The 14,521-nt window shown below is 72.0% G+C and carries 9 protein-coding genes; 8 read left to right on the top strand and 1 reads right to left on the bottom strand.

Translation table 11 applies throughout. The features are described 5' to 3' along the window. The first annotated feature begins 249 nt into the window (after window positions 1-249). From AC1Z4A_RS12245 to mfd, 3 genes are all read left to right on the top strand, one after another. The gene (locus tag AC1Z4A_RS12245) at window positions 250-1,038 is read left to right on the top strand and encodes an ABC transporter ATP-binding protein (RefSeq protein ID WP_483678181.1); all 789 of its coding nucleotides are present in this window, start codon (window positions 250-252) and stop codon (window positions 1,036-1,038) included. Continuing rightward, on the top strand, window positions 1,035-3,599 hold the full coding sequence (locus AC1Z4A_RS12240) for an ABC transporter permease (RefSeq protein ID WP_483678178.1): 2,565 nt from the start codon (window positions 1,035-1,037) through the stop codon (window positions 3,597-3,599). Before AC1Z4A_RS12245 ends, AC1Z4A_RS12240 begins: the two co-directional genes overlap by 4 nt. 364 nt (window positions 3,600-3,963) lie before the next feature. Then, window positions 3,964-7,518, top strand: coding sequence for a transcription-repair coupling factor (gene mfd, locus AC1Z4A_RS12235; RefSeq protein WP_483678177.1), 3,555 nt, complete (start codon window positions 3,964-3,966; stop codon window positions 7,516-7,518). Window positions 7,519-7,566: 48 nt separating this feature from the next. Here mfd and AC1Z4A_RS12230 read toward each other — a convergent pair whose 3' ends face one another. After that, window positions 7,567-9,018, bottom strand: coding sequence for a DUF2079 domain-containing protein (locus AC1Z4A_RS12230; RefSeq protein ID WP_483678176.1), 1,452 nt, complete (start codon window positions 9,016-9,018; stop codon window positions 7,567-7,569). A 448-nt stretch (window positions 9,019-9,466) separates the two neighbouring features. On the opposite strand from AC1Z4A_RS12230, the gene AC1Z4A_RS12225 reads away from it, so the two are divergent. From AC1Z4A_RS12225 to AC1Z4A_RS12205, 5 genes are all read left to right on the top strand, one after another. Beyond that, window positions 9,467-10,090, top strand: coding sequence for a SurA N-terminal domain-containing protein (locus tag AC1Z4A_RS12225; RefSeq protein WP_483678175.1), 624 nt, complete (start codon window positions 9,467-9,469; stop codon window positions 10,088-10,090). A gap of 34 nt (window positions 10,091-10,124) precedes the next feature. Then, the gene (locus AC1Z4A_RS12220) at window positions 10,125-11,135 is read left to right on the top strand and encodes a nucleoside triphosphate pyrophosphohydrolase (protein ID WP_483678174.1); all 1,011 of its coding nucleotides are present in this window, start codon (window positions 10,125-10,127) and stop codon (window positions 11,133-11,135) included. Between the two features lie 129 nt (window positions 11,136-11,264). Further along, a complete protein-coding gene (locus tag AC1Z4A_RS12215) occupies window positions 11,265-11,696 on the top strand; it encodes a DUF6479 family protein (protein WP_483678173.1) in 432 nt (143 codons plus the stop codon). Window positions 11,697-11,804: 108 nt separating this feature from the next. Next, on the top strand, window positions 11,805-13,085 hold the full coding sequence (locus tag AC1Z4A_RS12210; protein ID WP_483678172.1) for a cytochrome P450 family protein: 1,281 nt from the start codon (window positions 11,805-11,807) through the stop codon (window positions 13,083-13,085). Window positions 13,086-13,249: 164 nt separating this feature from the next. After that, window positions 13,250-14,305 carry a transglycosylase family protein gene (locus AC1Z4A_RS12205; protein ID WP_483678170.1) on the top strand — a complete coding sequence of 352 codons (1,056 nt, stop codon included), beginning with the start codon at window positions 13,250-13,252 and terminating at the stop codon, window positions 14,303-14,305. Window positions 14,306-14,521 lie beyond the last annotated feature (216 nt).

Below are 14,521 nucleotides of genomic sequence, written 5' to 3'. Positions count from 1 at the left end.
CGCGGCGGGGGATCCCCTAGGGGTTCCTCCGTACCTTCTCCTACTCGCGGTTCGTACCGCAGCAGGAGGAACGACCCTCACGCGGTGCATACATTCTTGAGGGCGGCCGGGGGGTCGGAGGTGGGGGCAGCCCCACCCCGAAGACACGGACGGGCACCATCGCCGTCACCGCCGCACTCCAGCAGGCTTGAATGCGCCGCACAACAAGCGGGCAGAGCAGGCAAAGCGCAAGAAAGAGGAGCAATAACCGTGGCTACGGCTGTATCGATTCCCGTGACCGGGGGCAGCGGAGGTCATGCGGCCGTCGCCGCGAGGGCGCGGCAAGTCGTCAAGGCGTACGGGTCCGGGGAGACCCGCGTCGTCGCGCTCGACCACGTCGACGTGGACATCGCCCGCGGGCAGTTCACGGCCATCATGGGTCCGTCCGGCTCCGGCAAGTCGACGCTGATGCACTGCCTGGCGGGGCTCGACACCGTCACCTCGGGGCAGATATTCATCGACGAGACCGAGATCACCGGCCTCAAGGACAAGAAGCTCACGCAGCTGCGCCGGGACCGGATCGGCTTCATCTTCCAGGCGTTCAACCTGCTGCCGACGCTCAACGCCATCGAGAACATCACGCTCCCGATGGACATCGCCGGCCGCAAGCCCGACCAGGGGTGGCTGGACCGCGTCGTGGAGACCGTCGGTCTCTCCGGGCGCCTCAAGCACCGCCCCAACCAGCTCTCCGGCGGCCAGCAGCAGCGCGTGGCCGTGGCCCGCGCCCTCGCCGCCCGGCCCGAGATCATCTTCGGTGACGAGCCGACCGGAAACCTCGACTCGCGCGCGGGCGCCGAGGTGCTGGGCTTCCTCCGGCGCTCGGTGGACGAACTGGGGCAGACCATCGTCATGGTGACGCACGACGCCGTCGCCGCCTCCTACGCCGACCGCGTCCTCTACCTCGCGGACGGCCGGATCGTGGACGAGATGTACGAGCCGACCGCCGAGGCCGTCTTCGAGCGCATGAAGAACTTCGACGCCCGGGGCCGGGTGTCGTGACCGTCCTCAAGACCTCCCTGCGCAACTTCCTCGCGCACAAGGGCCGCATGGCCCTCTCCGCGGTGGCGGTGTTCCTGTCGGTGGCCTTCGTGTGCGGCACGCTGGTGTTCACCGACACGATGACCGCGACCTTCGACAAGCTCTTCGCGTCCACCGCCTCCGACGTCAGCGTCGCCCCCGTGAAGAACGACGACGCCCAGGAGACCGGCAGGCCGCAGACCCTCCCGGCGTCCCTCCAGGACCGGCTCGCCAAGGTGACGGGCGTCGCCAAGGTCGAGCCGCACGCCAACAGCCAGCAGATCACCGCCGCCAAGGCGGGGAACAAGAGCATCAGCCCCACGTCCGGCGCCCCCACCGTGGGCGTCAACTGGGGCGAGAGCGCCAAGAAGTCCGTCGAGATCACCAGCGGCCACGAGCCGCACGGTGCGTCCGAGGTCGTCCTGGACGCCGACACCGCCCGCAAGCACGACCTGAAGACGGGCGACAAGCTCCGCGTCATGGCGGCCCCGGGCGACTTCTCCGTGACGATCGTCGGCCTCGCCACGTACAAGACCACCAACCCCGGTGCGGCGGTCCTCTACTTCGACACCCCGACCGCGCAGACCAGGCTGCTCGGCACCGACAGCGGGTTCAGCAACTTCGGCCTGACCGCCGCCTCGGGCGTCAGCAACGAGCAGCTGAAGAAGAACGTCACCGCGGCCATCGGCACGGACTACACCGTGCACACCGCCGCCGAGACCAAGGCCGAGAACAAGAAGACCATCGGCTCCTTCCTGGACGTCATGAAGTACGCGCTGCTCGGCTTCGCCGGCATCGCCCTGCTCGTCGGCATCTTCCTGATCGTCAACACCTTCTCCATGCTGGTCGCCCAGCGCACCCGGGAGATCGGCCTGATGCGGGCCATCGGCGCCAGCCGCAGCCAGGTCAACCGGTCGGTGCGGGTGGAGGCCCTGCTGCTCGGCGTCGTCGGCTCCGTCCTGGGCATCGGCGGCGGCATCGCGCTGGCCGTCGGCCTGATGAAGCTCATGGGCTCCATGGGCATGAACCTCGACACCTCCGAGCTGACCATCAAGGCCACCACGCCCCTGGTCGGCCTGCTGATCGGCGTCCTGGTCACGCTGCTGGCCGCCTACCTGCCCGCCCGCCGGGCCGGGAAGATCTCCCCGATGTCGGCGCTGCGCGAGGCGGGCAACCCCGCTGACGGCAAGGCCGGCAAGGTGCGGACCGCCATCGGTCTGGTGCTCTCCGTCGCCGGTGCGGGCGCGCTGCTGGCCGCCGCGAACGCGGACGACGCCAAGGCGGGCTCGGGGATGCTGGGCCTGGGCGTGCTGCTGAGCCTGATCGGCTTCGTGGTCGTCGGCCCGCTGCTCGCAGGCTTCATGGTCCGCGGGATCAGCGTGATCGTGCTGCGGCTCTTCGGCCCGGTCGGCCGGCTCGCCGAGCGCAACGCCCTGCGCAACCCGCGCCGTACGGGCGCCACGGCCTCGGCCCTGATGATCGGCCTCGCGCTGGTCGCCGCCCTGTCGGTGGTGGGCTCGTCCATGGTCGCCTCGGCCACGGACCAGCTCGACAAGTCGGTGGGCGCGGACTTCATCATCCAGAACGAGAACGGGCAGCCGCTCAGCGCCGCGCAGAGCAAGGCCGTCCGGTCGGCGGGCGACGTCGCGCACTTCACCCCGATCACGACCGTCAACGCCAAGCTCACCCTCCCCGACGGCAAGACCGTCAAGGAAGGCCTCAACGCCTCCGAGGCCACCTACGGCGAGGACCTGATCACGGAGACGGTGCAGGGCAAGTTCGCGGACGTCTGGGGCAAGGACGCCATGTCCGTGCCGGAGGGCTTCGCCAAGGACCACGGCATCAAGCTCGGGGACAAGCTCACCGTCGCGATGTTCGACGGCCGCACGGCCGGACTCCGGGTGAAGGCCATCACCTCGGACGACACCAGCATCAACAAGGGCGGGATGTTCCTCGCCCTGGACACCGCCCGGCAGTACCTGCCGGCCGACAAGATGCCGCTGGACATGCTGGTGCTGGTCAAGGCCGCCGACGGCAAGGCGAAGGAGGCCGCCGCCTCCCTCAAGGCCGCGGTCGCCGACTACCCGCAGCTCAAGGTCCGGGACCAGGCCGACTACAAGGAGCTGATCAAGGACCAGGTCGGCCAGCTGCTCAACATGATCTACGGCCTGCTGGCCCTGGCGATCATCGTGGCGGTCCTGGGCGTCGTGAACACCCTCGCCCTGTCGGTCGTCGAGCGGACCCGCGAGATCGGCCTGCTGCGCGCCATCGGCCTCTCGCGCCGCCAGCTGCGCCGCATGATCCGCATGGAGTCGGTGGTCATCGCCCTCTTCGGCGCCCTGCTGGGCCTCGGCCTGGGCATGGCGTGGGGCACGGCCGCGCAGAAGCTGCTGGCCACGCAGGGGCTGGGCGTGCTGGACATCCCGTGGCCGACGATCGGCTCGGTCTTCGTCGGGGCGGCGGTGGTGGGACTGCTCGCCGCGCTGGTCCCGGCGTTCCGGGCGGGACGGATGAACGTCCTGAACGCGATCGCGACGGACTGACGTCCACGGGGCCGACCCGGCCCGGGCCCGCCACGGGGGTGCGGGCCCGGGCCGGGTCGCGTCACTGGGGTCCGGGGGCAGAGCCCCCGGTTTCGGGAAGGGGCGGGTACGGGGAACAAACTCCCGCCGCAACGGCGAGCAGCCCCCACCGGGGAATCCGGCGGTGCCGAACCCACCCCGCCCCCTGGCGGCGGCCCCCGCCCCCCTGGCGGCGGCCCCCGCCCCCCTGGCGGCGGCCCCCGGCCGCCCACGCAGTGGACCGGCGGGTGTCGGCCCGCCGTCGTAGTCTGGAGGCCCCCGGCCCGTACGCACCACACGCGCCGGGCGATCTTCGTTGTCCACTGTCCGGGACGGGATGCCCTTCATGAGCCTGCACGGTCTGCTCGACGCCGTCGTCAACGATCCGGCGCTCGCCGAAGCGGTGAAGGCCGCGGGTGACGGCAACCGGCCGCACGTCGACCTGGTCGGGCCGCCGGCCGCCCGCCCGTTCGCCATCGCCGCCCTCGCCCGCGACGCGGGCCGCCCCGTGCTGGCCGTCACGGCCACCGGCCGGGAGGCCGAGGACCTGGCGGCGGCGCTGCGCTCACTGATGCCCGCAGGCCTCGAGAACGCAGTGGTCGACTACCCGGCCTGGGAGACGCTGCCCCACGAGCGGCTCTCCCCGCGCTCGGACACCGTCGGCCGCCGGCTCGCCGTGCTGCGCCGGCTCGCGCACCCCAGCAAGGACGACCCGGCCGCCGGTCCCGTCAGCGTCGTCGTGGCCCCCGTGCGGTCCGTGCTCCAGCCGCAGGTGAAGGGGCTGGGCGACCTGGAGCCGGTCAGCCTGCGGGCCGGGCGGAGCGCCGACCTCGAAGAGATCGTGGACGCCCTGGCCGCCGCCGCGTACGCGCGCGTCGAACTGGTCGAGAAGCGCGGCGAGTTCGCGGTGCGCGGCGGCATCCTCGATGTGTTCCCCCCGACCGAGGAGCACCCGCTGCGCATCGAGTTCTGGGGCGACGACGTCGAGGAGATCCGCTACTTCAAGGTCGCCGACCAGCGCTCGCTCGAGGTCGCCGAGCACGGCCTGTGGGCCCCGCCCTGCCGCGAGCTGCTGCTCACGGAGAGCGTGCGGGAGCGGGCCGCGGCGCTCGCCGAGGACCACCCCGAGCTGGGCGAGCTGCTCGGCAAGATCGCCGAGGGCATCGCGGTCGAGGGCATGGAGTCCCTCGCCCCCGTGCTGGTGGACGACATGGAGCTGCTGCTCGACGTGCTGCCGGCCGGCAGCATGGCGGTCGTCTGCGACCCGGAGCGGGTGCGGACGCGGGCCGCGGACCTCGTCGCCACGAGCCAGGAGTTCCTCCAGGCGTCCTGGGCGGCCACGGCCGGCGGCGGCGAGGCGCCCATCGACGTGGACGCCGCCTCCCTGTGGGGCATCGCCGACGTCCGCGACCGGGCCCGCGAGCTGGGCATGATGTGGTGGTCCGTCAGCCCCTTCGCCGCGGGCGAGGAAGACCTCGACGGCGACACCCTCAAGCTCGGCATGCACGCGCCCGAGACCTACCGCGGCGACACCGCCCGCGCCCTGGCCGACACCAAGGGCTGGATCGCCGACGGCTGGCGGACGGTGTTCGTCACCGAGGGCCACGGCCCCGCGGCCCGCACGGCCGAGGTGCTCGGCGGCGAGGGCATCCCGGCCCGCCTGGACGCGGACCCGGCCGAGCTGTCCCCGTCGGTCGTGCACGTCTGCTGTGCCTCCCTCGACAGCGGCTTCGTCGACCCCGGCCTGAAGGTCGCCGTGCTGACCGAGGCCGATCTGACCGGCCAGAAGTCCGCCAGCAAGGACCTGGGCCGGATGCCGGTCCGCCGCCGCAAGACCATCGACCCGCTGACCCTGCAGGCCGGCGACTACATCGTCCACGAGCAGCACGGCGTCGGCCGCTACCTGGAGATGGTCCAGCGCACCGTCCAGGGCGCCACCCGCGAGTACCTGCTGGTGGAGTACGCGCCCGCCAAGCGCGGCCAGCCCGGCGACCGCCTCTACATCCCCACCGACCAGCTGGAGCAGGTCACCAAGTACGTCGGCGGCGAGGCGCCCACCCTGCACCGGCTCGGCGGCGCGGACTGGACGAAGACCAAGGCGCGCGCCAAGAAGGCCGTCAAGGAGATCGCCGCCGACCTGATCAAGCTGTACTCCGCCCGGATGGCCGCCCCCGGCCACTCCTTCGGCCCGGACACCCCCTGGCAGCGGGAGCTGGAGGACGCCTTCCCCTACGCGGAGACGCCCGACCAGCTCACCACCATCGCCGAGGTCAAGGAGGACATGGAGAAGTCCGTCCCCATGGACCGCCTGGTCTGCGGCGACGTCGGCTACGGCAAGACGGAGATCGCGGTCCGCGCGGCCTTCAAGGCGGTGCAGGACGGCAAGCAGGTGGCGGTGCTCGTGCCCACCACCCTCCTCGTCCAGCAGCACTTCGGCACGTTCTCCGAGCGGTACTCGCAGTTCCCCGTCGTGGTGAAGGCGCTGTCCCGGTTCCAGACGGACGCCGAGGCCAAGGCCGTGCTGGAGGGGCTGCGCGAGGGCTCCGTCGACATCGTCATCGGCACCCACCGGCTCTTCTCGTCCGAGACGAAGTTCAAGGACCTGGGCCTGGTCATCGTCGACGAGGAGCAGCGCTTCGGCGTCGAGCACAAGGAGCAGCTGAAGAAGCTGCGCGCCAACGTCGACGTGCTGACGATGTCCGCGACGCCCATCCCGCGCACCCTGGAGATGGCGGTGACCGGCATCCGCGAGATGTCGACGATCACCACGCCGCCGGAGGAGCGGCACCCGGTGCTGACCTTCGTCGGCCCGTACGACCAGAAGCAGATCGGCGCCGCGATCCGCCGCGAGCTGCTGCGCGAGGGCCAGGTCTTCTACATCCACAACCGTGTGGAGTCCATCGACCGGGCGGCTGCGCGGCTGCGTGAGTTCGTGCCCGAGGCGCGGATCGCGACGGCGCACGGACAGATGTCGGAGTCGGCGCTGGAGCAGGTCGTGGTCGACTTCTGGGAGAAGAAGTTCGACGTGCTGGTCTCGACGACGATCGTCGAGTCGGGCATCGACATCTCCAACGCCAACACCCTCATCGTCGAGCGGGGCGACAACTTCGGCCTGTCGCAGCTCCACCAGCTGCGCGGCCGGGTGGGCCGCAGCCGCGAGCGCGGCTACGCCTACTTCCTCTACCCGCCGGAGAAGCCGCTCACCGAGACCGCGCACGAGCGGCTGGCCACCATCGCCCAGCACACGGAGATGGGCGCGGGCATGTACGTGGCGATGAAGGACCTGGAGATCCGCGGCGCGGGCAACCTCCTCGGCGGCGAGCAGTCCGGACACATCGCGGGCGTCGGCTTCGACCTCTACATCCGCATGGTGGGCGAGGCGGTGGCCGACTACCGGGCCTCGGTCGAGGGCGGGGAATCGCCAGGAGAGGGGGCGCCGGAGGCGCCGCTCGAGGTGAAGATCGAGCTGCCCGTCGACGCGCACGTCCCGCACGACTACGCGCCGGGCGAGCGGCTGCGCCTCCAGGCCTACCGGGCCATCGCCTCGGCCAACTCCGAGGAGGACGTCAAGGCCGTCCGCGAGGAGCTGACCGACCGCTACGGCAAGCTGCCGGAGCCGGTGGAGAACCTGCTGCTGGTGGCCGGGCTGCGCATGCTCGCCCGGGCGTGCGGCGTCTCGGACATCACCCTCCAGGGCACCAATGTGCGCTTCGGCCCGGTGGAGCTGCGGGAGTCGCAGGAGCTGCGCCTCAAGCGGCTGTACCCGCGCACGGTCATGAAGCCCGCCACCCAGCAGATCCTGGTGCCGCGCCCGGCGACCCGCCCGATCGGCGGCAAGCCGCTGGTCGGCCGGGAACTGCTGGCGTGGACGGGGGAGTTCCTCACCACGATCCTGGGCTGATCGCCCTCAGGGGGTGTCCGGCCCGCCCGGGCACCCCCTGAGCCGCGGTCACTGCACGCGCTGGAGCACGGTGTACCCGCCTCCGGAGCCGAGGAAGGCGTACCGGGCCTCGGGGTGCATCCGGTGCGCCTCGGCGATCAGGTCGGCGGTGCTCTTGCCGGGGTCCGTGTGCTGGGCGATGTAGTCCGGGTCGATGCCGCGCGTGTCGCCTGTCCAGAAGACGCGGCAGCGGTTGACGAGCCTGCTTATCGGGCCGACGTCCGCCTCGACGGTGGAGTGGTCGGGGATGCGGTCGAGGAGCCGCTCGGCGGCCCGGACGCCCTGGGGTATCCGGTAGGTCTCGGGCAGAGTGAGGCTGTAGACGGGCAGGGAGGCGCTGAGCGCGAGGGCCGCTGCGACGACGGCCGTGGGCAGTCCCCGGGCATACGTCCTCAGCCAGGGGCGGCTGCTGTGCCCGGCGCCGGAGAGGGCGTCGGTCAGGGCGATGAAGACGATGGGCATGAGCACGGCGTTGTAGTGCCAGTCGGTGCCCCAGTAGTGGTCGTCGTGGGAGGCGAACCGCCAGCCCAGGGTGGGCAGCGCCGCGATCAGCACGGGTGAGCGCAGGGCGAGCAGGCCGGTGGTGGGCAGCAGGATCCACAGCAGGGTGCGCAGCGCGGTGTCGAGGGGGATGACCGGGGCGGGGCCCTGGCCGCCGTCGATCTTGTTCCAGTAGTCGTAGGAGCCGCCGTTGTTGAAGCCCGGGATGATGACGCCGAGGGCCAGGGCGGTGGCGGCGAGCCCGAAGGCCACCAGCCCGGCGGCCAGTACGGCGGCCCGCGGCTGCCGCCCGGCTCCGCGCAGACGGACCAGTATCAGCACGCCGATGGCGGCGGCCGTGACCCCCAGGTCCTCCTTGACCAGGACGAGCGGTGCCGCCCAGCACACCGCCGCCCGCCAGCGCCGGGCCACCACCGCCTCCAGGGAGAAGGCGAGCAGCGGCATCGCGAAGGCGATCTCGTGGAAGTCGAAGTCGACGGCCCGCTGCACTCCCCACGACAGGCCGTAGGCGGCTCCGACGGCGAGGCCCCGCCCTCGCCCGAGCAGCCGGGCGGCGAGCCGGGTGACGGGCACGGCCGAGAGGGCGAACAGCGCAGCCTGCACGACGAGCAGGGTCAGGGGGCCGGGGAAGACCCGGTATACGGGGGCGATCAGTGCGGTGACGGGGCTGAAGTGATCCCCGAGGATGTTGGTGCCGGGCCCCTTGAGGTCCGCTATGGGCGCCCGGAGCCGTGCGTATCCCTGTATGGCCTGTTCGAAGATGCCCAGGTCCCAGGACATGGTCAGCATCCGTCGGTGCCGGCAGACCGACAGTGCCGTGTAGAGCAGGAAGAGGACGCCGCTCAGCCAGTACGGGTCCAGCCGCGGTGCGCGCAGCCGTGCTGCCCAGGTGTGCTTCTCGAGCGGGGCCGCGGTCGCGCTCCGGCCCGATGCCGAAACGTCGGCTGTGGCCGAGTCCATGGGTGGTCCTCTCCTCCTGTGGGGCCAGGGGCCCGCTGCGGCGGCTCCCGCACCGCTGCGGGGGGCCTGCCGGACGTCCGGCTTCCCGACCTGGAGACGAGTGCCCGCGTCATCCGGTTCAGCCGGTTTTCTTCCAATCGGTGCATCCGCTGGTCTTGAAGTATCCGTCCTGGGCGCTGATGGTCACGACTCCGTTGCCCGTGCCGACCCGCGGCCCCCGGCGCCCCCGCCCGCTGCCCGGGACTTCGAAAGCCTCCCGGACGATCCCGGCACACCCTGCAGTGGCTGGGCCAGGTGATGGCCTGAACCGTCCGGACGGGGGAGTTCCGGATCGCCGTACACATCGCAACACCCCAGGAATCGTTGGGCGAATCAGTGGCCTCGGCCATCGGGACTCCCTACCATCGATCACCGCAGGTCGATGACACGATCTTCGCCGGGAGGCTTCATGTTCCGCCGCAGGACAGCGCTCTCCGTCTCCAGCTCCGCCGCACTGCTCGCCGCGGTGCCCCTGCTCACCGGGTGCGGATCCACCCCGCATCCGGGGGCCGCCGCCGTCGTGGGCAAGGACCGGATCACCGTCTCCGAGCTGCAGAGCCAGGTGAAGGACGTGCGGGAGGCGCAGCGCTCGTCCCCGCAGGCGCAGCAACTGCTGGCCAACAGCGCCCGGCTGGGCCAGGACACCCTCATCCGGCTCATCCAGGACCGCATCGTGGAGAAGGCGGGCCGGGACCACGGCGTGACCGTCACCCGCCGCGAGACGCAGGAGCAGCGCGCCCAGGTGGAGCAGGCCAACGGCGGTCCGGAGGCCACGGAGGCGAGGTTCCTCGCACTCGGCATCGCCCCCGACCAGATCGACCGGGCCCTGACCATGGACCTCGTCCACACCAAGCTCAACAGCAAGCTGGGCACCGCCCGCGCCAACGAGGTCCTGAAGCAGACCTCCGAGGCCCTGCACGTCGACGTCAACCCGCGCTACGGCACCTGGGACGCCACCCGCGGCACGGCCCGCACCCTGACGGAGCCCTGGCTGCGGCCCGACGCCCCGCCCGTCCCCGGTCAGCCGGCCTGAGCCGGGCCGCACGCGGTCGCCTAGGCTCGACCACGTGAACGACTCCGCCACCGACTCCACAACCGGCCACGGCTCCGGCACCGACTCCCGGGGCCGCATCGTCCTCCTCACCACCAGCCACCGGGTCGCCCCGGGCCTGCTGTCCTGGCCCGCCTGGCAGACCCTGCGCGGCGCCGACCGGGTGGTGTGCGCCGACGCCGGCCACCCGCAGCTGCCGTATCTGCGGGAGGCCGGCGTCGTGGTCGAGCATGCGGCGCCCACCGCCCGCGAGCTGGTCGACTACTGCGCCGCGGAGCAGCGCACCGCCGTGGTGCTCACCTCCGCCGAGGGCGAGTCGGCCCTCACCGACGGCCTCGCCCGGCTGGCCGGCTCGGGCCGCGAGTCGATGCCGGCGCTGGAGCTGCTCCCCGGCTCGTACGACCTGCCCGGCGCCCGCCTGCTGGACCTGGTGCAGGTCATGGACCGGATCCGGGCCGACTGCCCGTGGAGCGGCATCCGCACCCACGAGGACCTGGCCAAGTACGGGCTGGAGGAGACGTACGAGCTGCTGGAGGCGATCGAGACCGGCGACCGGGAGGCCCTGCGGGAGGAGCTGGGCGACGTCCTGCTCCAGGTCGTCTTCCACGCCCGCATCGCCCAGGACGACCCGGACGAGCCGTTCTCCGTCGACGACGTCGCGGGCACCATCGTCGACAAGCTCATCCACCGCCACCCGCACGTCTTCGGCGAGGAGACCGCCGAGACGCCCGAGGACGTCAAGGAGCACTGGCTGCGGAAGAAGGCGGCCGAGAAGCGGCGCGCCTCGGTGACCGAGGGCGTCCCCCTCGGCCAGCCCGCCCTGGCCCTCGCGGCCAAGCTCGCCTCCCGGGTCCGCACCGAGGGCCTGGACGTCGCCCTTCCGGCCGGGGACGGCGTGGGCTACGAGCTGCTCGCCCTGGCCGTACGGGCGGAGGCGGCCGGCGTCGAGCCGGAGACGGCCCTGCGTGCCGCCGCCCGCACCTACCGCGATGCGATCCGGGCCGCGGAAGCGGAGCGCAACGCGTAGGACCGCGCAGGACGTGGGAGACGCGGGAGGGGAAAGGAAGCGGAACGGGGGCGGGACGGGGACGGAGCGCCCTCACCCGTTCGGCCCAGCGGCGGTCTTGACAGGGCGGCCGACGGGTACCCGAGATCCATGCGCATTCAGCACCTGGGTCTCGCCCTCCCCGCCTACCTCGGCGGCATCGCACCCTTCATCGTCGGCCTCTTCGTGGTCGCCATCCTGATCGCCGCCGTGGTCTTCGGACGCAGGTGGCGGGACGACGAGCCGCCCCCGCCCAGCCAGCCGCAGCGGCGCTCGGGCGCGTGGGAGACGCCGGTGGAACACCGGACCGGGCCCGAGACGCCCGACCACGGTCCGGGCCACGCCCACGACGAGGAGTCGGTCGGCTACGTCACCCAGCACCACGAGTCGGACGAGATGGAGACGGAGGCCAACGGGGAGCGCCGCCTTCCGCACGAGATGCGGAACCCGGGCGCCCACCCCGAGGAGCTGACCGACGAGCAGAAGAAGTGGAGCCCCGGGGGCAGCGGCTCCTTCGGCAGCGGGGGCAGCGGGCGCCACTGAGCGCTCCGTGGGAAGCGGAGTGCGTCGTCTGCAGGCCGGTGGTGGCTGGTCGCGCAGTTCCCCGCGCCCCTTCGGGGCGCTCCCCGCCCCACTCGGTAGCGTCGGGGCGTGCACGAGAACCACACGCCCCCCGCCCCACCCCTCTTCACCTGGGAATTCGCCGCCGACCCCTACCCCGCGTACGCCTGGCTGCGCGAGCACGCCCCCGTGCACCGCACCGCGCTGCCCAGCGGTGTCGAGGCCTGGCTCGTCACCCGCTACGCCGACGCCCGGCAGGCGCTCGCCGACCAGCGGCTGTCGAAGAACCCCGTGCACCACGCCGAGAGCGCCCACGGCAAGGGCAAGGTCGGCATCCCCGGGGAGCGCAGCGCGAACCTGATGACGCACCTGCTCAACATCGACCCCCCGGACCACACCCGGCTGCGCCGCCTGGTCTCCAAGGCGTTCACCCCGCGCCGGGTGGCGGAGTTCGCGCCCCGGGTGCAGGAGCTGACCGACCAGCTCATCGGCACGATTTTGAATAAGCAGGGCGCCGAGAAGGGGGAGGCGGACCTCATCCACGAGTTCGCCTTTCCCCTCCCCATCTACGCCATCTGCGACATGCTCGGCGTCCCGGCCGAGGACCAGGACGACTTCCGCGACTGGGCGGGGATGATGATCCGCCACGGCGGCGGGCCGCGCGGTGGAGTGGCCCGCTCCGTCAAGAAGATGCGGACGTACCTCGCGGAACTGATCAACCGAAAGCGGGAGGATCCCGGGGAAGACCTCATTTCCGGACTGATCAGGGCGAGCGACCACGGCGAGCACCTCACCGAGAACGAGGCCGCGGCCATGGCCTTCATCCTCTTGTTCGCCGGTTTTGAAACAACTGTGAACCTGATCGGTAACGGAACCTATGCGCTCCTGCGCCATCCGGAGCAGCGCGAGCGCCTCCAGCGGGCGCTCGCGGAGGGCGACGAGAGCCTGCTGGCGACCGGTGTGGAGGAACTCCTGCGCTACGACGGGCCGGTGGAGCTGGCCACGTGGCGGTTCGCGACCCAGGACCTCACCCTGGGCGGGCAGCGCATCGCCGAGGGCGACCCCGTGCTCGTCGTCCTCGCCGCCGCCGACCGCGACCCGGCGCGCTTCGCCGACCCCGACACCCTCGACCTGGCCAGGCGCGACAACCAGCACCTCGGCTACGGGCACGGCATCCACTACTGTCTGGGCGCACCACTGGCGCGCCTGGAAGGGCAGACGGCGCTCGCGACGCTGCTGCGCCGGCTGCCCGATCTGCGGCTCGCGGCCGACCCCGACGACCTGCGCTGGCGCGGCGGACTCATCATGCGCGGACTGCGCACGCTGCCGGTCGCGTTCACGCCCGAGCGCCCCGGATCCACTATCAGATGACCTCGCGCCGGCCTATGTGATCTCCGCGTGACCTCCGCTACACCGGCTTGTGACCCTCGGGGGTCGTCGCTATGTTCGACGACCACATCAGCCGCCACACGAGAGGCCCTCACATGCGCTCCGGCTCCGGTAGACATCGCCGCCCCCGCCAGGTACCCGCCATCGTGCTCGCAGCGGGGGTGACGGGCGCGAGCATCGCCATGCCGCTGCTCGCGGCCACCGGCGCCAGCGCCGCGGACACGGGGACCTGGGACCACGTCGCCCAGTGCGAGACCGGGGGCATGTGGAGCGCCAACTCGGGCAACGGCTCCTACGGCGGGCTCCAGCTCACCCAGGACGTGTGGGAGCAGAACGGCGGCCTGGCCTACGCGCCGCGCCCGGACCTGGCCAGCCGCGCCCAGCAGATCGCCGTCGCGGAGCGGGTGCTTCAGGGGCAGGGCCCGGAGGCCTGGCAGGGCTGCGCGTCCGGTGCGGGGCTGACCAAGGATCAGCCGGTGGCCGAGGTGAACCCGGGCGGCGGCGAGTCGACCGTGCCGGACGGGCCCTCGAAGCCCGTGTCCGAGCGGCCGACGTCGGTCACGCCGGAGCACGGGACCTCCACGCCGACCTCCCCGGCGCACAAGGGAGGCAAGGGCGGCAACGGCACCCCGTCGGGTGCGCCGTCCGGGACCTCCACGCCGTCGCCCTCCACGTCGCAGACGCCCGGCGCATCCACTTCGCCGTCCTCGTCGCCCTCCTCGTCCTCGTCCTCGTCCCCGTCCGCCTCGCCGTCCTCGCCCGGTTCTTCCGCGAGCCCCTCCACGAGCCCCTCCACGAGCCCCTCCTCGTCCGCCCCGGCGACAGGCTCTCCGGACGCGCCGGACGGGAAGCACCGCAAGGACCCCTCCGGCGACCCCTCGGGCACCCCCGTGGACCCGGCGTCCGCCACCCCGCAGTCGCCTGACGGAGCGTCCACCGAGCCCGGCACCGGCAGGCACCGCGCCGAGCCCTCGCGCTCCGGCGACGCGCAGCACGCCTCGCGCGGCGGCGAGGACGCCCGTACGGACCTGTCGGCCGGTGCGGGCGACTACACGGTGCGCCCCGGTGACAACCTGTCAGTCATAGCGGAGGAGCACTCCGTTGCCGGTGGCTGGCAGACGCTCTATCAGAAGAACAACAAAACTGTCGGAAGCGATCCGGACCTCATCAAGCCTGGTCAGCGGCTCGATGTCCGTAAGTAGCAGGGAGGTTCGGGGCGAATGTCCGTTCCAGTCGAAAGTGAGACATGGGTCTCGTTCGGTTGGGGCTGGAGTGAGTTCGTCCGTTCGCTTCAAACCCCGCCTCACCTGCGGAAATGATCGGTTCCCACGAGTAACTTCCGGCAACCGTGGCCGAAAAGTGGGGTTTGAACACGCCGCCTGACTGTGTTTAACGTCGTCACCGCTCGCCACCGCGAG

It is taken from the genome of Streptomyces sp. 17_S59, from assembly GCF_056930295.1.
The sequence above is the reverse complement of the archived record's forward strand: the minus strand, read 5'-3'. Positions and strand labels throughout refer to the sequence as shown.